This is a genomic window from Paraburkholderia sp. BR10936 (assembly GCF_040965735.1).
Taxonomy (GTDB): Bacteria; Pseudomonadota; Gammaproteobacteria; order Burkholderiales; family Burkholderiaceae; genus Paraburkholderia; species Paraburkholderia nodosa_A.
On sequence record NZ_JBFRCM010000020.1, the window covers coordinates 123,384 to 148,614 of the forward strand.

22 protein-coding genes and 1 pseudogene are annotated in these 25,231 nt (G+C 63.0%); 11 read left to right on the top strand and 12 right to left on the bottom strand.

The features are described from left to right. Positions 1–16: 16 nt before the first annotated feature. From AB4Y36_RS32885 to AB4Y36_RS32895, 3 genes are all read right to left on the bottom strand, one after another. Positions 17–892 carry an enoyl-CoA hydratase-related protein gene (locus tag AB4Y36_RS32885; RefSeq protein ID WP_368685222.1) on the bottom strand — a complete coding sequence of 292 codons (876 nt, stop codon included), beginning with the start codon at positions 890–892 and terminating at the stop codon, positions 17–19. Beyond that, positions 889–1,839: a spirocyclase AveC family protein gene (locus AB4Y36_RS32890; protein ID WP_069266487.1), complete on the bottom strand. Its 951-nt coding sequence runs from the start codon at positions 1,837–1,839 to the stop codon at positions 889–891. The genes AB4Y36_RS32885 and AB4Y36_RS32890 overlap by 4 nt, the downstream gene beginning before the upstream one ends. Positions 1,840–1,986: 147 nt before the next feature. Then, the gene (locus AB4Y36_RS32895) at positions 1,987–3,102 is read right to left on the bottom strand and encodes a phosphotransferase (RefSeq protein WP_368685223.1); all 1,116 of its coding nucleotides are present in this window, start codon (positions 3,100–3,102) and stop codon (positions 1,987–1,989) included. Between the two features lie 304 nt (positions 3,103–3,406). Here AB4Y36_RS32895 and AB4Y36_RS32900 point away from each other — a divergent pair, with 304 nt between their 5' ends. Genes AB4Y36_RS32900 through AB4Y36_RS32915 form a run of 4 tightly spaced genes read left to right on the top strand, consistent with a single transcriptional unit; the run spans position 3,407 to position 6,707 of the window. After that, positions 3,407–4,210, top strand: a complete 804-nt coding sequence (locus AB4Y36_RS32900) for an SDR family NAD(P)-dependent oxidoreductase (protein ID WP_368685224.1) — start codon at positions 3,407–3,409, stop codon at positions 4,208–4,210. Between the two features lie 50 nt (positions 4,211–4,260). Next, complete coding sequence (locus AB4Y36_RS32905; RefSeq protein WP_368685225.1) at positions 4,261–5,067, top strand: SDR family NAD(P)-dependent oxidoreductase; 807 nt, start codon at positions 4,261–4,263, stop codon at positions 5,065–5,067. A gap of 50 nt (positions 5,068–5,117) precedes the next feature. Continuing rightward, complete coding sequence (locus AB4Y36_RS32910; RefSeq protein ID WP_342947328.1) at positions 5,118–5,438, top strand: 2Fe-2S iron-sulfur cluster-binding protein; 321 nt, start codon at positions 5,118–5,120, stop codon at positions 5,436–5,438. A gap of 39 nt (positions 5,439–5,477) precedes the next feature. Continuing rightward, complete coding sequence (locus tag AB4Y36_RS32915; protein ID WP_342947327.1) at positions 5,478–6,707, top strand: cytochrome P450; 1,230 nt, start codon at positions 5,478–5,480, stop codon at positions 6,705–6,707. Positions 6,708–6,737: 30 nt separating this feature from the next. Here AB4Y36_RS32915 and AB4Y36_RS32920 read toward each other — a convergent pair whose 3' ends face one another. Continuing rightward, entirely contained in the window at positions 6,738–7,643 is a 906-nt protein-coding gene (locus AB4Y36_RS32920) for a LysR family transcriptional regulator (protein WP_069266481.1), read from the bottom strand. A 128-nt stretch (positions 7,644–7,771) separates the two neighbouring features. Here AB4Y36_RS32920 and AB4Y36_RS32925 point away from each other — a divergent pair, with 128 nt between their 5' ends. Next, positions 7,772–9,028: an MFS transporter gene (locus AB4Y36_RS32925; RefSeq protein ID WP_368602344.1), complete on the top strand. Its 1,257-nt coding sequence runs from the start codon at positions 7,772–7,774 to the stop codon at positions 9,026–9,028. 97 nt (positions 9,029–9,125) lie between these two features. Here AB4Y36_RS32925 and AB4Y36_RS32930 read toward each other — a convergent pair whose 3' ends face one another. Beyond that, the gene (locus AB4Y36_RS32930) at positions 9,126–9,350 is read right to left on the bottom strand and encodes a hypothetical protein (RefSeq protein WP_028205419.1); all 225 of its coding nucleotides are present in this window, start codon (positions 9,348–9,350) and stop codon (positions 9,126–9,128) included. Positions 9,351–9,744: 394 nt separating this feature from the next. Here AB4Y36_RS32930 and AB4Y36_RS32935 point away from each other — a divergent pair, with 394 nt between their 5' ends. The 6 genes and pseudogenes from AB4Y36_RS32935 (at position 9,745) to aspA (ending at position 16,370) form a co-directional block, all read left to right on the top strand. Further along, the gene (locus AB4Y36_RS32935) at positions 9,745–10,380 is read left to right on the top strand and encodes a LysE family translocator (protein WP_368602246.1); all 636 of its coding nucleotides are present in this window, start codon (positions 9,745–9,747) and stop codon (positions 10,378–10,380) included. A 343-nt stretch (positions 10,381–10,723) separates the two neighbouring features. Further along, positions 10,724–10,888 (top strand): annotated as a pseudogene (gene ansB, locus AB4Y36_RS32940) (L-asparaginase 2); the annotation flags it as partial. A 179-nt stretch (positions 10,889–11,067) separates the two neighbouring features. Next, positions 11,068–12,075, top strand: a complete 1,008-nt coding sequence (locus AB4Y36_RS32945; protein ID WP_368685226.1) for a LysR substrate-binding domain-containing protein — start codon at positions 11,068–11,070, stop codon at positions 12,073–12,075. An 89-nt stretch (positions 12,076–12,164) separates the two neighbouring features. Continuing rightward, the gene (locus AB4Y36_RS32950) at positions 12,165–13,460 is read left to right on the top strand and encodes a dicarboxylate/amino acid:cation symporter (RefSeq protein ID WP_368685249.1); all 1,296 of its coding nucleotides are present in this window, start codon (positions 12,165–12,167) and stop codon (positions 13,458–13,460) included. Continuing rightward, a complete protein-coding gene (locus AB4Y36_RS32955; RefSeq protein ID WP_368685227.1) occupies positions 13,457–14,923 on the top strand; it encodes an aspartate/glutamate racemase family protein in 1,467 nt (488 codons plus the stop codon). The genes AB4Y36_RS32950 and AB4Y36_RS32955 overlap by 4 nt, the downstream gene beginning before the upstream one ends. 28 nt (positions 14,924–14,951) lie before the next feature. Then, positions 14,952–16,370, top strand: coding sequence for an aspartate ammonia-lyase (gene aspA / locus AB4Y36_RS32960; RefSeq protein WP_368685228.1), 1,419 nt, complete (start codon positions 14,952–14,954; stop codon positions 16,368–16,370). A 37-nt stretch (positions 16,371–16,407) separates the two neighbouring features. Here aspA and AB4Y36_RS32965 read toward each other — a convergent pair whose 3' ends face one another. The 7 genes from AB4Y36_RS32965 to AB4Y36_RS32995 form a co-directional block, all read right to left on the bottom strand. Then, positions 16,408–17,115: a transcriptional regulator NanR gene (locus tag AB4Y36_RS32965; RefSeq protein ID WP_069266474.1), complete on the bottom strand. Its 708-nt coding sequence runs from the start codon at positions 17,113–17,115 to the stop codon at positions 16,408–16,410. Positions 17,116–17,188: 73 nt separating this feature from the next. After that, the gene (oiaK, locus tag AB4Y36_RS32970; protein ID WP_368685229.1) at positions 17,189–18,568 is read right to left on the bottom strand and encodes a 3-oxo-isoapionate kinase OiaK; all 1,380 of its coding nucleotides are present in this window, start codon (positions 18,566–18,568) and stop codon (positions 17,189–17,191) included. A gap of 8 nt (positions 18,569–18,576) precedes the next feature. After that, on the bottom strand, positions 18,577–19,821 hold the full coding sequence (locus AB4Y36_RS32975) for a ribulose-bisphosphate carboxylase large subunit family protein (protein ID WP_368685230.1): 1,245 nt from the start codon (positions 19,819–19,821) through the stop codon (positions 18,577–18,579). 20 nt (positions 19,822–19,841) lie between these two features. Next, positions 19,842–20,672 (bottom strand): phosphogluconate dehydrogenase C-terminal domain-containing protein, encoded by an 831-nt coding sequence (locus AB4Y36_RS32980; protein WP_069266471.1) that lies wholly within the window; start codon positions 20,670–20,672, stop codon positions 19,842–19,844. 38 nt (positions 20,673–20,710) lie between these two features. Further along, the gene (locus AB4Y36_RS32985) at positions 20,711–22,066 is read right to left on the bottom strand and encodes an MFS transporter (RefSeq protein WP_368685231.1); all 1,356 of its coding nucleotides are present in this window, start codon (positions 22,064–22,066) and stop codon (positions 20,711–20,713) included. Between the two features lie 141 nt (positions 22,067–22,207). Next, positions 22,208–24,175, bottom strand: a complete 1,968-nt coding sequence (locus AB4Y36_RS32990; RefSeq protein ID WP_368685232.1) for a hypothetical protein — start codon at positions 24,173–24,175, stop codon at positions 22,208–22,210. After that, positions 24,172–25,230, bottom strand: coding sequence for a Gfo/Idh/MocA family protein (locus AB4Y36_RS32995; protein ID WP_368685233.1), 1,059 nt, complete (start codon positions 25,228–25,230; stop codon positions 24,172–24,174). Before AB4Y36_RS32995 ends, AB4Y36_RS32990 begins: the two co-directional genes overlap by 4 nt. Position 25,231: the final 1 nt, after the last annotated feature.

Consider the following 25,231-nt stretch of genomic DNA (forward strand, 5'->3'; position numbering starts at 1 on the left):
GCAGTTCAGTCGGCACTTATCGCGCGTGATTGTCCTGGCGGGACTTGAAAAAGCGATCTCGCTGCCTCGACACCTCTTCGGACGCGGCGAGTCGATCGTAAATCGCACGCGCGGCGGCCAGGCCCGCCTCGAAATCAGTCGACTCGGCGGCTGCAGCGATGGCATCCAGGCACTTACTCTCTATCGCATCGCCACAGGCAAGACGTGCACGCGCCTGAGCGATAACGGGAACCGGATCGTGATCCGGCAATGGCAGCCGACTTATCAATGGCAACGCCGCGCTGCCGATCTTCTCTCGCGCCAGTTCGATCGCCAGGCGCAACACGTGCTGCTCATCGCCCTCGACGATTCGGTCGAATAGTGCTGTTCCGGCGAACGTACTCGCGGTCACGATCTGCGCGCCAAGAATGAATTCGATCGATTCTGCGAGGCCCAGCAGACGCGGCAAACGCTGCGTCCCGGACAAAGGGATCACACCAAGCCTGCACTCCGGCAGCCCGATCTGCGCATTGCCCGCGACAAGCCGGTAATGGCAGACCAGCGCCGTTTCCAGCCCACCGCCAATGGCGAATCCGTGAATAGCGGCGACAACCGGCTTCTCGCTCGCCTCGATCACCGGATGAACGTGCAGCGATAACGCGGGGGCTGCCGCCGCAGCGGCCGTGCCGAATTCGCGGATGTCGCCGCCTGCCGAGAAGCCACGACCGCAGCCTTTGAGCACGATCGCTCGAACTTCCGGATCGTGCCGCGCCGCTTCGAACGCAGCGACGAGCCCGCGACGAACTCCGAGGTCCAGCCCGTTGACCGGCGGGTGGCCCATCGCGACGACGGCCACGTCGTCTTCTACGTAATACTCGACGTTCTCGAAGCGCTGAGCGTTCCGGTTGTTCATCGATCGTTCGCCAGCCAACTCGGCATATCCGTCGGCCACGGGTCCGCATATACCGCGTGCACACCCATTGCGGTCGTGTAGGCAAGATTCAGTACATTGCAAAACGCGACGAAGGCCAGCACGCGCAGCGCCGTGCGAACCGCAGAATGGCACTCGAGACGATCGACGCCTCGTTCGATCGCCGTGTAACCGTTGTTGTCGACGCTCATCAGTAGGAACGCAGAAGCCACGAAGGCGGACGGAAACAGCAGGAACTCGTAAACCGGAAACTGGTAGTAGTGACCGCCCCAGAAGGAAACACGCTGAAACGCGCCCGGCCATGCGTCGAATCCCATGAAGCGGCTGGCGGCGATATCGAGCAAACCCATCGTCATCCAGATGGCCGCAAAGCCCGCGAGCGTGAGTCCAACGTTACCTGCACGGGGCCAACGCTTGCGGACCGCACGCATCGCCCATAGCGCGACCACTGCGGTACCCGTGAAAGTGTAGAAATAGCTCGGTGCGTCTATCAGGATGGGCTCAGCAATGCGCGCATGTGGCGATTGCCAGAACGGAATGAAACGGCACCAACAGCCATAATTCAATGCATAGGCGTTATAGGTGAACATCGGACGAAGAAAGTCCAGCCACGGATCAAGCCAGTAGGCAGAGAGCCAGCCGATCATCATGAGACGCACCGCGTCGATGCGGCGGCTTTTGACGATTCCGTAGACGAACCATATTGCCACCGGAATCAACAGCAACACGCTGACCCATTGGTAATGGTCGATCGTCGCCTTCACGGATTCCGGAATCGTGTCCGTGCCCACATCGACGGGGCGAAAGTCCTCCGAACGAATCCATGCCACGTAGGCATAGATTTGCGCAAACGCGAAAAGCGCACCGAGCGCAGCCCACGCATACACCCTGTGCCAGGTCGTACTGCGTCGAGCGACCATCTCCGACATGCTTGCCTCCTCATCATCACACCATTCACATTTGTGAATAATGGTCTAAAAAATGTACCCTGCTGAGGAGGCAACGTCAAGCGCAATACGCAATGCCGGCTTCGATAGCGGCACGCCTGGCCGTGTCATTCAACGCCCCGAAGGTTGTTATCGGCCGATAAGGTCATGAATCTCGTGATCGAGCGCAGCCATTGCGAATCGCGGGGCAACTGCGCAATTGTTGACTTCCACCTGCCATTCCACCGGGTTCACGAGCCAGAAGAACAGCCCGTAGACGATGTGCCGCCGATACGCCTCGAGCGCGGTTTCAAATGACGGCGGCTCCTTCACCCCGTAAAACGCAAGCCGCTCGAGATAGTGCTCCAGCAACGCACGTTCCCATCGCGGTCGATCCGCAATGTCCAATGCCGAGATCAGGAAATACGTGACATCATGCGCCCACGGTCCGCGTCGATACGACTGCCAGTCGAGAAAACCGTGCGTGCCGTCGCGGTCGAAATAGAGATTTCCGAGGTGAACGTCGCCGTGGAGAAGCGTCATCGGCCCGATTCGGTCGAAAGCGCGCAGATCGAGCAACGCGCGCTCCATCCAGTCCCGATCGTGAAACCGCTTTGGCACGGCAGCCCCGCGCGGCAACTGCGTATAGCTTGCGAAAACATCGGGTTTCAACTGGCCCCAGTGATACGTGCCTGACTCGCCGTCGGGGAGCGGGTCCTGCGGCGCCAGCCAGGCCAGTTCACCACCACTATCGAGTTCCGGCGATTGCCAGAACTGGGCGTGCCAACGTGCCTGCGCGTCCAGATTCGCCGCGGCCTGCGCAAATGTGAGCGGCTTTTGCACGCGGCAGAATTCAACGTTCCGCGAGCGTAGATCTTCGAGGATCACGATAGACTGCCCGCTTCGAGCGTCCGTCTCAGCGTAAAAGCAGGCCGGTACGTTCGCGTGCATGTGAGGATGGACTTCCTTGAAGAACCTCGCCTCGTATTCGTATATGTAGGCGTTCAGATTCCGATATTCCGGAACGAAACCGCCCTTCACGATCAACGACTCCGGCAGGCCTAGCTCGCGCCCCCTTGCGTTGTAGCCAGGATGCACCCTGACTTTGGTAGCGGTTCCGTACATCACATCGCTCACTGCGAGTGATTCGACCGTCACGCCCTCATGACCGCGCGCGAGCGCCGACGTCAGCCACGACGTCGTGATTTCCTCGACGTGTAAGGGGAGCCTTTCGGGAGCCGGGTTCGATATGTTCGCAACAAGCATGTTGACGCGCTCCTGAGCAGTGCATGTGAGTTCGCGCATGTTGCGCGGCACCTCCAGACGCTCGCAACAGGGGAAATCCCGGCTGGCGTCATTGTTTTAAATATAGAACACCGTACACGTTTGCGTACATACTTTCACTCCGGTACCGGCCTGGCAATCGCCTCGCCGCCCTGAAGTCTCGCCGTCTCGCGCGCTCAGATTTGATGAAAATTATTCACTCTAATTGTTCCATACGGTAACCATTGTGCGTCGTGGGTTGTCGCTAGAATGCAGAAAAATCGACAAACCTTCAGGAGACAACCCGATGACCACGACCGTGCTTGAACGGCTATTCGGCATCAGCGGAAAAGTCGCTGTCGTGACCGACAAGGGACGCAATTCCAGTATCGATATTGCCCCTGTGCTGGCCGAAGCCGGCGCGAAGGTCGTGATCGCGGATCGCAGCGCGGCACACATGCAGCCTGTCGTCGACAGAATCCTTTTGGCAGGCGGGGATGCTGTCGCGATCGAGACGGACGTGGAGCGCGAAGCCTCTGTAATCGCGTTGTTCGAACAGGCGAAGGCGACTTGGGGCAGCCCCGACATCGTGGTCAATTGCGCCGCGATGACCAATAACGGACCGCTCACGGATTTCACCGAAGCGGCCTGGGACGAAGTCATGTCGATCGACCTGAAGTCCGTTTTTTTTTGCATGCGAGAAGCGATCAAGCACATGCTCGCCGCGGGCCGGGGTGGCCGCATCGTGAACGTGACCACTATGGGAGCGATGCATGCCGTCCTCAACGGCAATGGCGCTTACGGCGCCGCGCGAGCCGGCGTAACGGGCTTGGCTCGCTCCGCGGCGCTCGACTATGCCTCCGAGCAGATCCTCGTCAACTGCGTGCTTCCAGGCGCCGTGCCCGGCAAGGTTCAGTTTCATCCCGACATGCAGGCTCGCCTGAAGAAAGGAAAGCTCACGGGCCCCGGCACAGATGCAGAGCGACGCTTGCCGCTTGGATGGGGAGATCCCGCCGACATCGCGGCGGCGGTCTTGTACCTTGTGGGTCCATCGGGCCGCTATATGACGGGCCAGTCGATTACGCTCGACGGCGGATTTCTGATTAGCTGAAGGCCCGCCAGGAAGCACAACTCTGAGCGACTACTCACACGGAGCATTCCATGTTTAGCGAAAACCAGATCGGCGCGCGCCTCGCGCAGATTTTCAATCTCACGGGAAAGACTGCCGTCGTTACCGGCTCTGCGCAAGGTCTAGGCCGCGAAACAGCGCGACTGCTTGCTGAGGCGGGCGCCAACGTCGTGATCGCCGACCTGAACCCGGATGTCGCGTCCGCAACTGCGGCGGATATCGAGGCAAACGGTGGCATTGTATTGCCATGCAAGGTGGACGTTGCGGACGAAGCTTCCGTCAAGGCGCTCTTTGCAGCCATCGATGCAAAATTCGGTGCCGTAGACATTCTCGTCAACAACGCTGCCCACCGTTCGAAGGCTGAGTTTTTCGAAATGTCTGTGGAGCAGTGGGACCAGATGCAGGACGTCACGCTACGTGGCACTTTTCTGTGTTGCCGCGAGGCGATTACGCGCATGAAGGAAAAGGGCGAAGGTGGCTCGATCGTCAACATCTCCTCCGTCGGTGCGCTTCGCCCGACGTTGTGGGGTGTCAACGCCCACTACGACGCCGCGAAGGCCGGCGTGGACAGCATTACGCGAACACTGGCCAGCGAATTTACGGTCGATGGAATTCGCGTCAATTCGATCCTGCCTGGCGGTATGGCCAGCGAGGGCGGCAAAAACATCAGCACCACGTTCAGGATACGCGGGCCGATCGTGGGCGCTGGCCGCGTTCCTATGGGGCGAATGGCCGCCCCAATCGAAGTCGCCCAGAGTGTGTTCTTTCTCGCAAGCCCCGCAGCGAGCTACGTCACCGGCCAGATCATCGCTGTGGACGGCGGCTTCACGGTCAGCTAGGCAACCGCCGCAACGATGTGCGCCCAGCAGTAAAAATTTAGGATACTGAAATGCCAAGGATTACGTTCATCGAGCATGACAACACGGAGCATACCGTCGAGGCGAATGCCGGCCAGTCGTTGATGCAGGCAGCCATCGAAAACTCGGTGCCTGGCATCCTCGCCGATTGCGGGGGCTACTGCAATTGCGCGACATGTCACTGCTTTGTCGACGACATGTGGGCCGCAAGGATTCCACCCGCGAAGCACGCCGAACTGGATATGCTGAGCGGCGCCATCGATGCGAATAGCAACAGCCGGCTCGGTTGCCAGATTCAGGTGACCAATGAACTCGACGGATTAGTCGTGCGGTTACCCGCTTCGCAAACCTGATCAAAGCAACCGGTGAACACTCGTTCGCGGAGAACTCACATGTCCCATATCGCTGTCCCTCTCGTACCGGTTCCCGATCATGTACCTCAAGAACTCGTCGTAGACTGGGATTTCAGCAAGCCTCCCGGCGGCGAAGCCGACATTGTCGGCGCGTGGAAGCGCCTTCACGATGGTCCGGACATTGTCTGGACGCCGTACAACGGCGGTCACTGGATCCTCACACGAGCGGCGGATATCGAATTTGCGCAGCGCAATCACGACCCGTTCTCGATGCACGAGATCACGCTTCCCGCCAGCACGACGATGCAGATCTTGCCTCTGTCGGCCGACCCTCCCGAGCACGCAGACTATCGTGCGCTGATCAACCGCTTCTTCGCGCCGAAGGTTATCCGTGACATGGAGGGCGAAATCCGGGAACTGGCGGTCTTGCTAATCGAAGGTTTCAAGAAGAAAGGCCGCTGCGAATTCATGTCCGATTTCGCCATGAAGTTCCCGATCACCATCTTCATGCGACTCGTGAATCTCCCGCTCACCGATCTGGACGACCTACTTGCGTGGACCGAGGCAAGCGTTCGAGCGAATGACCCAGAGCGTCGTGAGTGGTCGCAGCGCATGCTGTTCGGCTACCTTGAGAATATCATTCGCGATCGCCAAAAGGAGCCGGGAGCGGATCTGATCAGTGCAATCGTGAATGGAACGGTATTCGGACGACCTCTCACTGAGCAGGAAATACGCGGCATGATGGTCAACGTCATCTTTGGCGGACTCGACACTGTCGCGTCGACCATGGGTTTTGCCGTGCTCTATCTCGCGCGCAACCCAGCACATCGTCGCCAACTGGCGGAGCACCCGGAACTGGTGGGCAACGCCGTCGAGGAACTGCTGCGCATGTTTGCACCATCCAGCACAGGCCGTGTGATGACTCGCGACTTCGAATATAAGGGTGTCCGCTTCAAGGCGGGAGACCGGGTGTACGTCCGCCCACTGTTGCATGGCATGGATGAACGCAAGTTCCAGTGCCCAATGCACGCCGATTTCGCGCGCGCGAATGCATCCCAACATGCAGCCTTTGGCAACGGCCCCCATCGCTGTGCAGGGGCGCTGCTGGCCCGAAACGAGATTCGCGTTTTCCTTGAGGAATGGTTCCGGCGCATTCCCGATTTCGAACTTGATCCCGCAGGGCAGATTGGCTTTGAAGGGGGAATGGTAAATTGTGTGACACGCGTGCCGCTCGTTTGGAACTCCGATGTCCACCAGCTCAGCGCATAACGTTCGGAGTAGCCATATGGCGCTACGCCGTCATGCCACCTCGGCCATCTCCAGCCTGTTCGCCAGCGCGTCGCGGATCAGCGCGACCGGCCGCACGAGACGCCCCGGCAGCGCCCCGTGCACGAGCCAGACATTCAGGCCCGAGCGGAAGTCGGTCGCGTCGATGATCTGCAACTGGTCGCGCAGCGGGCTGCGCGCGAGCGCCTGCGGCGCGGCGAGCCCGACGCCCATGCCGCGCGCGACCAGCGAAAGCTGCAGTTCCGAACCGAAGGCCTCGACCGCGACGTTGAACGGCAGACCCGCCATGCCCATGGCCCGGCTCAGCGCCGAGCGCATCCCGCAGCCGTCCTGATTCAGTACCCACGGATGGTGCGCGAGCGCCGCGAGCGTGGTGGGCTCGTCGGGCAAACCAAACGAGCGCGCCGCGACGACGAGGGTCGGCGTGTAGCCGAGCTGGGTCGCGACCACGCCCTCCGGCGGCATCACCGCGGCGGGCAGCAGAATCACGGCCGCATCGAGCCGTGCGCGCTCGACCTCGTCGAGCAGGCCTGGCGACCAGCCCGCCCTCACGCGCAGCGTCAGCTTGGGAAACTCGCCGCGCAATTGATCGACGGGCTGTTCGAGCGCCAGTTCCGAGAGAAACGGCGGCACACCGAGCTTGAGCTCGCCGACGGGCTCGCTCTCCGGCGAGGCGACCGACATCAGGTCGTCGACCGCACGCAGGACCGAGCGCGCGAGGCCGTATACCTCGTTACCCGCGGCCGTGGGCTTGAGGGGCTTGCTCTGGCGATCCAGAAGCTCGATGCCGAGCGTCGTCTCAAGGTTTTGCACGCGGCGCGTGAGGCCCGGCTGCGTCAGGAACAGCCGCTCCGACGCCCGCACGAGCGAGCCGCTTTCGACCACCGCCACGAAGGCTTCCAGATCTCGAGTGTTCACAACGACTCCGCATAAAGATTATCGCGATAATTCAATTGTCGCATAACGCAACGCTCCCTACGATACCTGGACCTGCCACGTTGCGGAGCCAATCGATGGAGCACCCTGCTGAAACCTGTACGCGTCCGATGGCGCGCGAGGCCGCCCCCACGAGCCACGCCAATCAGGCGACGCACACCACCCTCACACTACCGATGACGCTGTTCTTCGCCGCCGCAGTCGGCGTGATCGTCGTCAATCTGTCTGCGGCCCAGCCACTCGCCGGGCTCGTGAGCCATTCGCTGCGTTTGCGCCCGGAATTCGTCGGCGCGGTCGCCATGCTGCCGCAGCTCGGCTACGCCGCCGGTCTGCTGCTGCTCGTTCCGCTCTGCGATCTGCTGGAAAACCGGCGCCTGATTTTCCGCACGCTGCTTGCGTGCTCGGTCTTTCTGGCCCTCGCGGCACTGGCGCGCTCGGGCCCGCTCTTTCTGGCCGCGGCATTCCTTGCGGGCGCGACCTCCAGCGTGATCCAGATGCTCGTGCCGATGGCCGCCTCGATGGCGCCCGAAAGCCAGCGCGGGCGGGCCGTCGGCAACGTGATGAGCGGCCTGATGCTGGGCATCCTGCTCTCACGGCCGCTCGCGAGCCTGATTGCGGGAACGCTGGGCTGGCGTGCGTTCTACGGCATCGAGGCGGTGGCGGATGCCCTGCTCGCCGTGGTCCTCTTTCTGCGCACGCCGCGCCGCATGCCGAGCGTGACGGCGCGCTACGCCGATCTGCTTTATTCGCTCTGGACGTTGCTGCGCACCGAGCGGGTTCTGCGGCGCAGCGCCTTCCTCGCGGCACTTGCACTAGGTGCCTTCTCGGCGTTCTGGACCGCCGTCGCGCTGCTGTTGTCGCAGCCGCCGTTTTCGCTCGGCATGAACGGCATTGCGGCGTTCGCGCTGGCGGGCGCGAGCGGCGCGATCGTCACGCCGCTCGCGGGCCGGCTGGGCGATCACGGCGTGGGGCGCGCGGTTCAATACGCAGCGCACGCGACGATGCTCGGCGCAGTCCTGCTGTTAGGCGTGGCGGGCGCGGGCTGGGGCGGTTTTGCACCCGCCGCGCATCCCGCGCTGGCGCTCGGCCTGCTCGTCGTGGGCGCGGCTGCGCTCGATGCCGGCGTCATCGCCGACCAGACGCTCGGGCGGCGCGCGATCAACCTGCTCAATCCCGCCGCGCGCGGCCGGCTCAATGCGATTTTCGTGGGGATGTTCTTCATCGGCGGCGCCGCGGGCGCGCTCATGGCCGGCGCGGCGTGGGCCACGGCGCGCTGGAGCGGCGTGTGCCTCGTTGCCCTCGGCTTCACGGTTGCGGTCATCGCGCTGGGCTTCGTTTATCGCGCGTCGCCGGCTTCTGCCCGCTAGCGGCCTGCCTGGTAGGTGGTCCAACGAAAAAGCCGCGGCTGATCCGGCCGCGGCTTTCCTGTGCCTGTGTCAAACCGTCATGCGCGCAGCGATACGCTCACGTCTGCTGATCCGACCCATCCGCGGGTTGCGCGGTGTTGTCGTCGGCGGGCTTTTCGTCTTCCTTCTTCTCGACTAGCTGCTCGACTTCCTTGGCGCCCTCGAAACCGGCAACCGCGGCGGCGGCCTTGGTCAGAAAGCCTGCGTTCGGATCGAGCTTCTCGGCGCCTTCCACAGCGGCAACCGCACCGGCAATTTCACCCACCTTGTCCAGAATGCCCATTTCATCCCTCCAGTTGAAACCCGCTCCGGGCTGACGAGGCGATGTCTCGCCTCCCGTGCGCCGCACCTTCCATCCAGCGAGCGCGCCGCTTCATTGTGTGCCTGCTCGATGGCCGTATCAATCACTAACTCATTAATCTGACAATAATTAACGATGTGATACACGAACATATATTGCGATGCGTCAATTGTTTGACTATAGTGAGGTTGTCTCCTCCATGTCTCCATTGGCATGGTTCAAGCCCGCATTCGCTGCGGGCTTTTCTTTTTCCCGCCCCGCATTCTCATCACACGCCGGATCACCTCTGGCCTGCTGGCCGCGGCCAGGCTCGCGCCTTCCGCTGGCATAATCGTCCCTTCGCCGTTTTCCAGCCCTCTTTGATCTCGCCGCTGCAATGAATCTGCATACCTGGTGGCTGTTCCTCGTCACCGTCTTCGTCGTCTGCGCCATCCCCGGTCCCAACATGTTGCTCATCATGTCGCACGGCGCGCAGTACGGACTGCGCCGCACGAGCGCGACCATGGCCGGCTGCCTTTCCGCACTGGTTCTGATGCTCGCCGTTTCGGCGGCCGGGCTCGGCGTGTTCCTGCAAGCGTGGCCGACCATGTTCAACGCGCTGCGCTTCATAGGCGCCGCGTACCTCGTGTATCTGGGCGTCAAGGCGTGGGGCGCACCCGTGCCCGAGGCCGCCGCCGATGTTGCCGAACGTGTGGCCGCGCGCCCCGTGCGCTCGCCGCTCGCGCTCTATCGCAACGGCTTTCTCGTCGGCGGCAGCAACCCGAAGGCGATCCTCTTCGCGGCGGCGCTCCTGCCGCAGTTCATCGACGCGACCCGGCCGGTGCTGCCGCAGTTCGGCGTGCTCGTTGCAACCTTCGCCGTGTGCGAAGTGAGCTGGTATCTCGTCTACGCGAGTTTCGGCACGCGCATCGGCGCGACGCTCAAGAGCCGCCGTGTGGCAAAGGCGTTCAACCGCGTGACGGGCGGGGTGTTCGTCGGGTTTGGCGCGATGATGGCATTGATTCGGCAGTAGGGCTCGCGGGGCGGCGCGATGGTCGTGGCGCGCTTTCCCGAATGCAGGCACCAGGTCGACCGGCCAGTAGTCGCTGGTCCGACCTCTGGAGATGAGTAACGCTTCCACTCACGCGCAAATTAATCTGGACTACTACGGATAGGTGACTACCTGCTGCAGACCGAAGAGACTCGCACCGCACGTCGGCGAGGCCAGGGTTTTCCCACGTTATGCGAGTCTCGCATAGGGACATGCCACCTCCGCATCGTCCTTTTTTTGACCGCTTCTACCATCCGGTCTGACTCTGGTGTGACGCGTGGTCCATCCCGCTACAAATCGAATTCGGAGTCGTGGGATCGCCCGCTTTGTTCAGTTGAACCGCAACGTCGAAGTCGACGATGACAAGAGCGGATTTGTCGCGTCGCTCGATCTCAATCCTGAGAAGGCCCGTTTGCTGACCCAACAGCTGATCGCCAATGGGATCACGTCGCCCGACCAGGTACAGGCAGCGTTTTCTGCAACTTACTGATCGCAACCGATGAGGATTGCTTCTGCATTGGGTCAGTGCGGGCGCAATTCGCGTCGACACCATCGCGGACCTTCGCCAGGTCAGACGCAGTCCTCGACGCGACCTGGTGCAACGGTACCGGCGTAAGATCGGAACTTCCCGAAAACGCCATTTCACGTCCCAGAAGGCGGGCCATACGTATGGAAATCAAGTGGGTCGAGGACTTCATCGCCCTTGCTCAATACCAGAGCTTTTCACGCGCAGCGGAGTTCCGCAATGTGACCCAGTCCGGGTTCAGCCGGCGCATTCAATCGCTGGAGCAATGGGTCGGGGCGGAACTGATCGATCGCAGCAGCTTCCCTCCCGTGCTGACGCCCGCAGGTCAACTCTTCCGCGAAGTCGCTGAAGATATCCTGAACAAACTCTTCGATACACGCGCCATCATCCGGACTGAAAAACGGATCGGCGGCAAGAGCCTCCAGATTGCCGCCGGCCACACCATCGCGCTGAATTTTCTGCCTGCGTGGCTCAAGGCGCTTTCCGCCCACTTCGGGGACGTGCGCGCGCGCGTGGTACCGGCCAATGTGCACGACTCGATCCTGTCGCTCGTGAATGGCAACTGCGAACTGATGTTCGCCTACCACCACCCTGAACTGCCCTTGCATCTCGATCCCGCGAGGTATGAGCATCTCACTGTGGGTATCGACACGCTCATGCCTGCCAGCAGGCCAAACCTGCGTTCCGCGCCGACGTATCGACTGCCCGGAACAGCAAAACAGCCATTGCCTCACATTTCATACACGGAAACGAGTTATTTCGGCCGCTGCCTTGCGGTGCTGCTCGCTCGAGCGCCCTCTGCGCCTTCCTTGTTGCTTCACTATGAATCGGACATGGCCGAGGTGCTCAAAAAAATGGTCATGGAAGGCGAAGGGATGGCATGGCTGCCAAAGAGCGCGATAGCCGCGGAACTGGATGCGGGCGAACTGGTCCCCGCAGGCCCGACGCACTGGAATCTGGATATCGAGTTGCGCGTCTACCGCGACGCTTCGAATCGCAGCGAGTTTCTCGATACGCTCTGGCAGCATCTTCGCGCAGTTCTACAGACCGGCGTCCAGGGTTTTCCCGCGTTATGCAAAATTCGCATATGCACATGCAACAACAGCATCATCGCTTCCTTTGGCACCCCTAATATGCCTCCCAACGCTTGACCGAGGTCGCAGTCGATCTCGCTCCAGGCGTCTCTCAACGTACACCGGTCATGTCTCGACCACCTTGTGTCACTCAAGGACAGACGGAAATGAAAAATCGCCTCACCGTTTATATTGCCGTTGGCATGATACTGGGCGTCATTGCGGGCTACGCGTGCCACGCCAGCACATCTGACCCGGCGACACTCAAAGCCATTGCAGGATACTTCTCGATCATCACGGACATCTTCCTGCGTCTCATCAAGATGATCATCGCGCCACTGGTGTTCGTCACGCTGGTGTCGGGCCTCGCCGGCATGGACAGCGGCCAGGACGTCGGCCGCATCGGTTTGCGTTCGGTGGGCTGGTTCGTTTGCGCATCGCTGATTTCGCTTACGGTAGGCCTCGTCTTCGCCAATCTCCTGCAGCCGGGGGCCGGCCTGCACATGGTGGCGGGTACAGGTGAAGTCGATACCGGCCTGAATACCTCGGCGCTGAACTTCAGGGACGTCCTGACCCACGCCTTTCCGACCAGCCTGCTCGACGCCATGGCGCGTAACGATATCCTGCAGATCCTGGTCTTCTCTGTCTTCCTCGGCCTGGGTCTGAGCGCAACAAAGCGGGACGCGCGCGTCAAGGTCGTGATCGAGATCATTGAAGGCATGGTGCCCGTCATGCTGCGCGTGACGAACTACGTCATGCGTGCGGCGCCGTTCGGCGTGTTCGGTGCGATCGCTTCGGCGGTGACGCTGCGCGGCCTCGACGTCATCTACACGTATGGCAAGCTGATTGGCTCCTTCTATCTGGGGCTGGTCGTGCTGTGGGCGATCCTGGTTTTCGTCGGCTATCTGTTCCTCGGCCGTCGTGTCGGCGCGTTGCTCAAGGCAGTGCGTGAACCCGCGATGATCGCGTTTGCGACGGCGAGCAGCGAGGCGGCCTATCCGCGGCTGACCGAGCAGCTGGAGCGCTTTGGCGTCGACAAGAAAGTCGTCGGCTTCACGCTGCCGTTGGGCTATGCGTTCAATCTGGACGGCTCGATGATGTATCAGGCGTTTGCGGCCATCTTTATCGCCCAGGCGTTCGGGGTCAACATGCCGATCTCGCAGCAATTCTTCATGCTGCTCGTACTGATGCTCAGCAGCAAGGGCATGGCCAGCGTTCCGCGGGGCTCGGTGGTGGTGGTTGCGGCAGTGGCGCCGATGTTCCATTTGCCGGTCGAAGGGGTCGCCATGGTGCTTGCGATCGACCAGATCCTCGACATGGGCCGCACGATGACCAATGTGATCGGCAACAGCGTGGCGACCGCCGTGATCGCGAAGTGGGAAGGCGCGCGAGAGAGCAACGCTTCCGATTTCATTGAGGATGGCGAACAGATTTTCGGTCCGGCGCAAGGTGGAGCGAAATGACTTCGGATGTCGCCGGTCACAAGCCCAAGTTCGGTATTGTCGGCGGCCTGGGGCCGCTGGCAAGCGCAGATGTCTTCTTCAAACTGGTGAAGGCGACGCCCGCATCGACTGATGCCGAGCACTTCGATGCAATCTTTCAGCAGTCGCCTTTTCCCAACTCGGGCTCCGGAAGCACCGCGACGACGGAACGCAAGCTCTATATCTTCGAGATGATCCGGGACTTCGAGAAGCGCGGCGTAACAACGGTCGTGCTGCCGTGCTTTCTCAGTCACACCTTCATCGACGAACTGCGCGCGAACACGCGCTTGCAGATCGTGGACATGATCGAGGCGGTTCGCAGCCATGTTCGGCGCAAGTTCCCGGGCGCAAGCCGTATCGGCATACTCGCCTCCGACTACACGCGGGAAAAGCGCTTGTTTGAACGGTACTTTGCGCCCCCCGAGTTCGAAGTCATCCACCCCCGATGCCACGAAGAATTCGATCCGGTCACGGAAGCGGTATATGGATCGGACGGCATCAAGAGTGGCAACCTGCGCGGGCGTCCGGTCGAACTGCTGCGCGAGGCTTGCCGCGATCTGATCGCGCAAGGCGCCCAGGTGATCGTGCCCGGCATGACGGAAATCGCCCTGGTCGCGGACGAAATCGGCCCGCTGGGCGTACCGCTCGTCGATGCCAACCTCGCGTACGCGCAGTACGTCGTCTCTGGCGGTTACGGTTCGCCGTCGCACGCCTTCAAGGTTGGGGTCGTGGGCGGCGTGGGCCCCGCGGCGACGGTCGATTTTCTGCAGAAGATTGTCCGCAATACACGCGCCACGCGCGACCAGGACCACATCAAGCTGCTGGTCGAACAAAACCCGCAGATTCCGGATCGCACCGATAATCTGATTGGCGACGGCGCGGACCCAACGGTCTCGCTGTACGCGACGTGCAAGCGGCTCGAAGACGGCGGCGCGGACATCATCGCGATTCCGTGCAACACCGCGCATGCATTCGTCGAGCGGATCCAGCCGTACCTCAACATTCCGATTGTGAACATGTTGACGGTCACGGTTGGCTATCTGCGCACGACGTATCCGGCGCTTCGTGATGTCGGTGTGCTAGCGACATCGGGCACGATCGAGAGCGGGGTCTATCGAAAGGCGCTGGAATCGCAGGATCTTCGTCAGGTCGTGCCCTCCCCTGCGCTACAGGAGCGCGTGATGGAAGCCATCTACGGCAAACATGGCGTCAAGGCGGGATTGACGACGGGGCAGTGTCAGCAGGACATCGCCGCCGCGATGGAAGGACTGATTGCCGAAGGCGTTGAAGTCGTCGTCCTTGGGTGCACCGAACTCCCGCTCCTTTTGACCGGGAGTGAATTCGTGGGCAGCGGCGGCGCGCGCGTCAGGCTGGTTGATCCCACCGACGTTCTCGCGCGACGATGCATCGCGTACGCATTGTCGGCCGACGCGACCCTCGCTTGACCCGAATACTCTCCAACGGAGCAAAGCAATGTCCAATCGTTCTGAACGCATCGAACACGATCTTCTCGGCGACCTCGCCGTGCCCAATGAAGTCTATTACGGAGTCCATACGCTTCGTGCGCTCGCCAATTTCCCGATTACCGGCATTCCAATCTCGACTTGTCCGAATCTGGTCAACGCCCTGGCGTTTGTGAAAGAAGCCGCGGCGATTGCGAACTGCGAATTACGGCTGCTCCCCGAGCACAAGATGAAGGCCATCGTTCACGCGTGCCAGCAGATTCGTGAGGGGGTTGCGCACGACCAATTCGTCGTCGACGTGATTCAGGGCGGCGCCGGCACGTCGACCAACATGAACGCGAACGAGGTGATCGCCAATCTCGCGCTCGAACATCTTGGCCACGAACGAGGAGACTACGCGGTACTGCACCCAAACGAAGATGTGAATCTGGGGCAAAGCACCAACGACGTTTACCCGACTGCACTGAAAATCGCCACGTATATGGGCATCGCGCAACTGGTCGATGCGATGGGTGTCCTGCGCGCGTCGTTCGAACGGAAGGCAGTGGAGTTTCACGACGACCTGAAGATGGGGCGAACCCAGTTGCAGGACGCGGTCCCCATGACCCTGGGACAAGAGTTCAGCACCTTTGCGGTCATGCTCGAAGAAGATCAGGAACGTCTGCGGGAAGCGTCGAAACTGATTTGCGAAATCAACCTGGGCGCCACGGCGATCGGCACGGGCATCAATACGTCGCCCGACTATGCGCCGCTCGTCTGCCGCCATTTGGCCAGTGTCACCGGTATCCCTGTGACGACGTCGCCCAATCTCGTGGAGGCGACGCAGGACGTCGGCTCGTTCGTGCAACTGTCGGGCGTGCTCAAGCGCGTGGCGGTCAAGCTCTCGAAGACCTGCAATGACCTTCGCCTGCTTTCGAGCGGCCCGCGCGCAGGCCTTGGTGAAATCAACCTGCCGCCGGTTCAGGCGGGCTCCAGCATCATGCCGGGAAAGGTCAATCCGGTCATTCCGGAGGTCGTGAACCAGATCGCTTTCGAAGTCATCGGCAATGACGTGACGGTCAGCTTTGCTGCGGAGGCCGGTCAATTGCAGTTGAATGCGTTCGAGCCGGTCATTGCGCACAGCCTGTTCAAGAGCGTTGCGCACCTGCGTGCGGGATGTCTGACCCTGGCATCGAGGTGTGTCGACGGGATCACGGCCAATCGCGAGCGGCTTCGTTCGCTCGTTGAAAATTCCATCGGCATCGTGACTGCGCTGAATCCGTACATCGGCTATACGAATGCGACCCAGGTAGCCCAGGAAGCGCTCGTATCGGGAAGGAGCGTCGCCGATATTGTCATCGAGAGAGGCTTGCTCACGCGGGCGCAACTCGAAGACATTCTCAAGCCCACGATGCTGACGCAGCCGAGGCATCACCTGCCGCTTGCGTAGTTAGCGTACGCCGCCAGGCGAACACCGCCAGCGTATTCTAGTTGCGGCCTTGCGTACGGTAGAGTTCGTTGGCGCGCGTAAGATGGGCGCGCATCGCCGCCTCGGCGGCGTCGCCGTCACGGGCGGCGATCGCATCGACGATGCGTTGATGCTCGGTGAGTGTGAGTTCCTCGACGCCCGGCGCGCGCACGAGCGGCTGGTAGTATTCGCCCGCCCAGCGGAACAGCGACTCCACGATCGAGGGAAAAATCGGGTTGCCGCTGATCTTCGCAATTTCGCGGTGGAACGCCATGTCCCTCTCGATGAATTCCGCGAGATTGACCATGGACGCGCGATGCTGCGCCACGCTCAACTGAAGCCGCGCAACGTCTTCTTCCGTGGCCCGCTCGGCCGCCATGCGTGCGGTGCCGGTTTCGAGAAAAAGCCGCGCGTGCTTGAGGTGCTCGAGCATGTCCGGTTGGGTGCGCAGCAGATGCAGCGCGCCGCCAGCGATCTGGGCAATCAGGCGGTCTGCTGTCGGCACGACCACGCGGGCGCGCTCCCCATGCACGATCTCGACGATGCCGGAACGCTCCAGCGCCTGCAGTGCTTCGCGCACCGCCGGCCGCCCGACGCCGTATATCTCCATCAGCTCTCGCTCGGACGGTAACTGCGCGCCGGGCGCGATCTCGCCCGCACGAATGCGTTCCATGAGTCGATCGACGACTTCCTGATATAGCTTGCGACGTGGAATGATCTCGCCCATTGCAGTGGTACTGTAAACGTCTGGTGTAATGACAATACCACACCACGCCGCCGGCCACCACGTCACCGCTGGATCACTTCGCCTGCCCTTCGCGCACGGCGCCAAAGAAGTCGGCCTGGCCGATCTGTCCGCCCTTGAGCACGATTTCGAGGCCGTCGCGCGCAGCAGCGCTCGACCATGCTCTGCACAGCGGCGCACCGGGCGCCACGCCCGCCGTCACGCTGAGCGCGTCGATGCACAGCGCGCCGGCGACCTCGCCCGAACTGTCACCGCCCGCAACGACCACGCGCGAGACGCCGGTGCGATCGAGCATGCGTCGCATCACCGCCGCGAGCGCGCGGCCTACTTCGCGGGCGGCGTCCTGGCGCGTGCGTCCGCAGCGCCGCGCGATCTCGTCGAAGCCGCGCACGACCGGGTCGTCCGGGCCTTCCGCACTGTGGACGACGGCGCTGCTTCCGCTGATGATGGCTTGCGTAGCGGCACCTGCGGCCCGTTCGATTTCAGCGGGGCCCGCTTGCGGATCGAGGGCACGCGCGAGGTCGAGCCGATCCACGTGAAAACCGTGCTGACGCGCCCAGCCAATCTGCGCCGCGGTGACCGGCGAACAACTGCCGCTCACCACGCCGATCGCATCGACCGGGCTCGCCGCGGGCAACGACGGCGCAGCGGGCAGCCAGCCTCGCGAGCGCCAGTACGCGGCAAGCGCGTACTGGAGGCCCGATGACGAAGCCGTGAACACCCCTTCGCCGCGCGCTTCCCAAACGAGGCGGCCCGCTTCTGCCAACGTTTCGTCGTCGAGCACATCGATCAGCACGACGGGGGTATCCTCCGCCGATAGCATGCCCACGCGTGAGGCACCGTCCCCGGCGCGCAACTGAAGCATGTCGATGAGTTCGATGCGGCGCGACGTCTGCCGCGCGAGATGGCGGCGTAGATCCGCTTCGTCCATCGGCGTCACGGGGTGGCGCGACATCGTCGGATGACGGTCGAGGCGATAGCCGACGCCATCGACGGCTGCGAAGAGGTTGCCGAACACTTGATAGCGTTTCAGGCGCGGTGCGCCGATCACCATCGGCGACCAGTCTCCCGGCATGTACTGCGTGCCGATGTCGACTGCGGCGCCAATCGAACCCACCTCGGGCGACGAATCGAACGTGGAGCACACCTTGTACTGCAGCACCGGCGCGCCGAGCGCGGCGAGGCTCGCGAACGCCAGCGGCAGCGCTTCGCGCATCCACGCGGCACTGCGCCCGCGCGACGATCCCGCGATACCCACGCAGCGCGCCTCGGGAAAGCGCGCGAGCGCCTCGGGCGTTGGCGTGTCGAGAAACAGGATGGTGGGGATGCCCGCGGCCGTCATGGCCTCCATCGCATCGGTCGACCCCGTGAAGTCGTCGCCGTAATACGCGAGTAGCAGGCCCTCGGGCAGGGACGCGTTGTTTGTTTCAGCCATCCCGTTGCTCACTTCCAGAAGCCGAGCGCCGCACGCAATGACGGATGCCTCTGCGCATGCTGCTCCAGCGGCACGCCTTCGATGGCGGCGCACCAGGCTTCGCGCAACGCATCGACGCCTGCGGCCACACCCTGCGGGTGACCGAAGATGCCGCCGCCCGCCGTATGGATGAGATCGGCGCAGCCGAGTGCAGCGTAGGTATCGGCGGCCTGCAGGCCGGTCTGCCCCGAGCTGAAAACAGGCATGGCCGGCATTGGGGCGCTTTCCATCACGGGCGCGAGCACGGCGCGCGCCGCGGCGATCACGCTGTCGTCGGGTTCGCTGAACTTGTTGCGCAGGCCGTTCACGTGCATGTGGTCCGCTCCGGCGAGACGCCAGATCGTCTGCCACGGCGCGTAGTCCCAACCGAGCGCCGGACTGCGCGAGAGGTAGCCCCACCCCGCCCGATGCGCGTGGATGGGCAACTGCGAATGCCGCCGCAATTCATGCAGGCCCACGATACCCACGGAATTGAGCACGGTCATTACGCACGTTCCCCCATGCGCGAGCACGAGATCGTGGCGCCGGCGCATCTGGTCGAGATCACCCGTGAGATTGAACGCCACCATCGCCTTCTTGCCGGTATGCTCGGCGTGCTCGTTGACGACGCGCATTACGGCCTTCACGCGTTCGTCGAAGGGACAATGGGAGCCGTCGGCCTGTAGTTCGTCATCCTTGATAAAGTCGATGCCGCCCTCCACGAGCTCGCGCACCTGCTGCGCGGTTTCCTCGGGAGAAAGCCCCACGCTCGGCTTGATGATCGTGCCGATCAGCGGACCGTGCGCCACGCCCGTGAGCCGCCGCGTGCCTTCGATGCCGAACGCCGGCCCTGGATAGGCCGCCGCGAACGACTCAGGCAGTCGCAGCCCGGTGAGCCTCAGGCCCGACACCTGGCGCAGCTCGAACAGGTTGCCTGCAACGGTCGACATCAGGTTCGGCAGCGACGCGCCGAAATTCTCCATCGGCCACGAGAGTTCGAGCGTACAGCGCGTGTATGCGTCTGAGCGCATCCCGCCGGGCAGGCTCGGCGCGTCCACGGTTTCCAGCACGTCGAGGCGCTCGACCCGTGCGCCCGAGCGCGCCTTCAGCTCCGGTGTTTCGTTTGGCAGTGCGACGAAAGTGCCGCTCGACTGCTCTCCAGCGATGACGTCGGCGGCACGCCGCGGATCATCGCCGGTCTCCAGCCAGTAAGTCGCGTGAATACGTTCGGTCACGGTGCGATTCCTGTTTCGGGTCAGGTGATGCGGCGAATGCTCTCGGCGATCTCGGCGCGGTCGAATACGCCCTTCCAGTCGTCGCGCATGAGGCGCGGCTTGCCGAATTCGATCGCCTTGTTGCAGGCGTCGGAGAACGCACCGGGTATCTCGTTGAAGATCACCGCGCTCAGGATGTTCATGTGGCCGAGCAGGAAGTCGCGCGCGGCTTCCCTGGGCACACCGCGCTGGATGGTCTCGTCCATCGCTTCACGCATCACGTACAGCAGCGTCGCGCAGACCGTTTCGGAGAGACCCGGCTCGAGCATGGCCATCTGATCCACGCTCAGGCGATACGAGCGCAGGATCGGCGCGTAGATCGTTTTCGCCACATCCTCGCCGAGATCGAACGCCGAGTCCGGTCCCTGCATCAGCGCGCTCGTAATCGACTGCTTGGCGTATGCGCCGCCGAAATGATCGTGAAGCGACTTTTCATCGACATCGTAGTTAAAGATGATCGGATGGCACGGATGCGCAACGAAGTACGTGAGATCGGGCCGCTCCGGCAGATGACCCGCGAACGGCGCGGCGGCGTCGAGCGTCATCACCATCGTGCCGGCCTTCAGCATGGGCGAGATTTCGTGGCTCAGCTTGCCGATCAGCGTATCGGGCACGGCGAGGATGACGACCTGCGCGCCATCGAGCGCCGCTTCGACCGACACGCACTCTATATTCAGTTCATCCTTGAGGCGCTTGCGCCCCGCTTCGCCGACTTCCACGTGCGCCACGCGATAGTCCGACTTCTGCAAGTTGCCCGAAAGGCGAAAGCCCATCTTTCCGCCGGCGCCAAAGAGCGCAATTTTCTCTTTCATGTTCATCCTCCTTGCCAGGTCCGTGAGTCCAGCTTCGATCAATTCGCGGCGAGCGCGTGCTCGCGCTCACGCGATGCGCGCGGCTCGCGGGCAAAGGCCAGCGCGAGCACGGCGCTCAGCAGCATCAAGGCGCCGACGACGAACATCGGCGCGTGGTAAGAGCCGGTTGCATCGTGCATGGCGCCTGTCACGTAAGGCGCGACGAAGCCCGCCACGTTGCCGACCGTGTTGATGAGCGCGATGCCCGCGGCCGCGCCCGCGCCCGAGAGCGAGCGGGCCGGCAGCGTCCAGAAGCACGGCAGCGCGGCGAACACGGCGCAGGCCGTCACCGTGATGACGGCAATGCTTGCTGCCGGCGACTTCATGTAGAGCGCGACCGGAATGCTCAGCGCGCCAACAAGCGCGGGAACCCCGACGTGCCAGCCGCGCACGCCGCGGCGCGTGGCGTCGCGGCTCCAGACGAAGAGCGCGATGGCGGCGGGCAGATACGGAATTGCCGTAATGAGCCCCTTCTGGAATACGTTGAAGTGCGTGCCGAACTGCCCTTCGAATCCGCCGATGATGGTCGGCAGGAAAAACGCGAGCGCATAGAGGCCGTAGACGAGCCCGAAGTACATCAGCGAAAACATCCACACGCGAGGGCTCAGCAGGGCCGCCCCCGCATGCGCGCCGTGACGCATCGCGCCCGCTTCTTTCGTGCGCGTCTCGGCTTCGAGTTCCGCGGCGAGCCACGCCTGTTCGTCGCGTGTGAGCCAGCGCGCCTGCGAGGGACGGTCGCTCAGATAGAACCATGCGATCACGCCCACCACGATGGCCGGTAAGGCCACGCCGATGAACATCACGCGCCACCCCGCGAGCCCGAACCACCCATGCGCCCCGATGAGCAGCGCCGCGAACGGCGCACCGATCACGATGGTGAGCGGCTGCGCGAGATAGAACAGCGCGAGGATATGGCTGCGATGGCGCTGCGGCACCCAGTTGCTGAGAAAGAGGATCGCGCCGGGGAAAAAACCCGCTTCCGCCACGCCCAGCAGGAAACGCAGCACGTAGAGCGAGGTCGCGCTGTTGACCCACGCAAGCAGGAGCGCGACCACGCCCCACGTCACCATGATGCGCGCGAGCCAGCGGCGCGCGCCGTAGCGATGCAGCGCCAGGTTGCTCGGCACTTCGAGAAAGATGTAGCCGATGAAGAACACGCCCGCCGCGAATCCGAACTGCGCCGCGTCGAGACCGAGGTCGTGCGCCATGCCGTTCGGGCCGGCAAACGAGATCGCGGTGCGGTCAAGGAAGTTGATGAAGAACATCAAGGCGACGAACGGCACGAGGCGCAGCGAGACCTTGCGGATCGTCGGACGTTCGAAAGCGGATTCGGCTTTACCTGAAACGGCTTGCATGCGTTTGCTCCCGCGAGTGATCCGATGCCGATTAACAGATCATATGTGCTGGTATGATGAGTAGACCATCTTGACGGAACGACTACACCTGGTATTTCCACCGACATGCCTGTACGCCGCGGCGCTTATGCGCCGCGGACGCTACGTCAACACCGCGCGCGAAGAGGCGAACACACAGGCAAACGGCCGCAGCGTCACCGCAACGCCGGGCGACAGCGTCCATGGCCCGGGTGCGTCGGCCCCCCCGCCCAACGTGCATTCGTCGAGGCTCGTCGCCTGCAGCGATGTGGGTATCGCCTCGTCGAATTCGAGCTGAACCTCGCGTGGCTCGCTCGTCAGATTGGCCAGCACGAGTTCGATCGCGCCGTCGGCGTGGCGTCCTGCGAGGCACGCGATACGGGCGACATGGCCGCTTCGCGTGACGTGCAGGCGCGACGCTCCCGCCATACGAGCCAATGCCTTCGCGACATCGAGAACCGGATAGCGCGCGGGCGTGTGGCCTTCCACATCGGCAAGCCCGCGCGGCCCTGTCAAGGCACCGAGCGAGAGCGTTTCGATTCCCGCGCCTTCGAGCGCGGCCGCATATCCGGCGAGCCAGGCGGCACCGAATAACGCGCGCTGGCGCGGATCGTTGGCGGCCATGGCCACGCGTTCGCCTCCGGGATTCGGCATCACGCGCGAACCGTATGGGTTCTGTCGCATGCCGATCGAGACCGGTCCGATCGCGTAGGGCTGCCCACCGATCAGCGCGCGGCAAGAGCGTGTGATGTGGGGAATGGCCTCGAGCGTCTGCATCACGCTGCGGTCGTCAGCGGCGTGCACGATGGGACACGTCGCGTGGGTAACCCAGTCGACCAGGTCGAGCGGCGGCCGCTTGCGGTTCAGCTCCGTGAAGTAGCTCAGCATGCCGCCGCCAAGCCGTAGCGTGGGGAACGCACGGCGCGCCTCACGATAGACTTCGTCGAGCGCGGGACACGGCGGGCTCACGCTGCCCGGCGGGTTCGACTGCCGATGCACGGCCGGGCTCACCACGATGCCCGTCAGGGCGAGGCACGCCTGGTCGATCTGGGCGGCGAGGCACGAGAGTTCCACATGCGGCGCCTCGATACCGGGCAAGGCAAACTCCAGCACGGCTGCCACGCCGCTTTCGCGCTGCAACTGTGCAAAGCGTTCAAGCTCGGCCACGCCATCGCCCGCAAGCGGGTCGTAGCTCAGCGTCAATTGCTGCGGCCCGAGCTCTGCAAGCAACACGAGATTCGCGAGCGCCGCTGCGGCATCGTGTGTGGCAATGGCTACGCCGATCGCCGGCATGGTTTCGTGCTGCCCGAGATTGCCAGAAGCGATTTCGATCTTGTCGGCACGCGCCTCTCGTGTGGCTCCTGCTTTCCCCGTCGTCTGACGCGTACCGGCCACGCTTAGCGTCACCGTCTGCGCGAACGCTGCGCCCTTTTCCAGCGTATAGGGCCACGGCAGTTCAAGCGGGCGTGAATAGGTCTTGAACGAAGCATCGGACCAGTTGCGCTGGTCTTCCATCTCGAACACGTCGCCCGTGAAGGTGCAACGCACCGTCAATCCATTCGACAGATCATGTTCGATTGCCGCGATGTCCTTGAAGGGCTGCCACGGATCGATCAGTGCCGGGAAGGCCGCGCTTTCACGACTGCCGTCGCCGTGCTCCACGCGCGCGGGCGCACCGGCTACGCCGTCGATGGGATGGAGCACGCAAAATCCGCAGCGGGCCGCCAGAAAATCGGCATGCGCGGTGACGTCACAACGAAACGTGAGGGCGCCGTTGGCTGAACACGCCATGGCAAGCGCATAGCTGAGTGCGTGTCCTTCCGGATTCGCACAGCGCGCGTCGTACGCAACGTGAAAGCCGCCCGCCGTCTCTTCGACATCGATGCGTTCGATGTCGGGGCGGCACGTGCCCCAGTCCTTGTCCCGCACGAGAAATGACACGCCGCGTATGACTTCGGTGCCTTGATAGCGGATGTCATGCAATGCGCCGTCGATCAGCCACGCCGACCACGGTCCCGCTTCGAGGCGGCGCCCCGGGGTCACTGGCTGCTGCGTGCCGTAGTAGATCGCGTTGCTCATACCATTGCTCATGACGCCGCCTCTCCCGGCACGACGCTGCGCCGCTCGCGCGCCGAAAGATACGTGGCCTCCACAAGCTCCAGCGTGCGCAGATTATCGCTACCGCTCGTGGCCGGCTCGACGCCGCGCCGCAGGCAATCCACCCAGTGCGACTGGATGCTGAACACGCTGCCCTGGATCGCCACCCAGGGCTCGCTCGTCCACGAGAGCGCACGCGGTGCGACGTTGCGCAGCTCGGAACCTGCTCGCGTGTGGATCTGCAGCTGGTAGTCGGCAAAGAGCCGCAGAGAACCCTCGGCGCCGTCGACTTCGATGAGCGTCTGCGGAAAGAGCTCGCGCGGCAACCGCGTCGCGTAGCTGCAATCCACCACGCTGCTCATGCCGTTTTCATGCGCGAGCAGCATCGTCGCGACGTCCTCGCCGCGAATCGAGGGATTCACGCGCGCGGTCGTGGCGCTCACGCGCGCCACGTCGCCGAACAGGAAGCGCGCGACGTCGAGAATGTGGATGCCGAGATCTTCGACGATAAAGCGCTCGCCCTGTGCCAGATAGGGCTGGCCGCTAAACACATCGTATGCCGAACGAAACGACACGCGCCCCCAGAACGGCTGCCCGATCGCCCCCTCGCGCAGCACCCTTCCCACGGCCTGGATCGCGCTCTGCCAGCGAAAGTTTTCGTGAACCATGAGTGGCACGCCGGCCTCGTGGCACGTTTGAACCATAGCGCGCGCATCGGTGAGCGAGGAAGCGAACGGCTTCTGGCAAATCGTCGCCACGCCGGCCGCCGCCGCAAGCTCCACGAGCGCGCGGTGACTCGGCACGGTGGTCGCGATATCGACGAAATCGAGCCGCTCTTCACGCAGCATCGTGGCCGCGTCCGTGTAACGCCGTTCGATGCCAAACCTGTCGCCGACTTCGTCGAGGCGCGTACGGTTCGCGTCACACAGCGCGACGATCCGTGCGCCGTCGATGTCCTGCCACGCATGCAGATGATTGAGCGAGAAGAATCCGCAGCCGATCAACGCGCCCTTCAATTGCGCCGGTGCCGCACTCGTGATCACACTCATC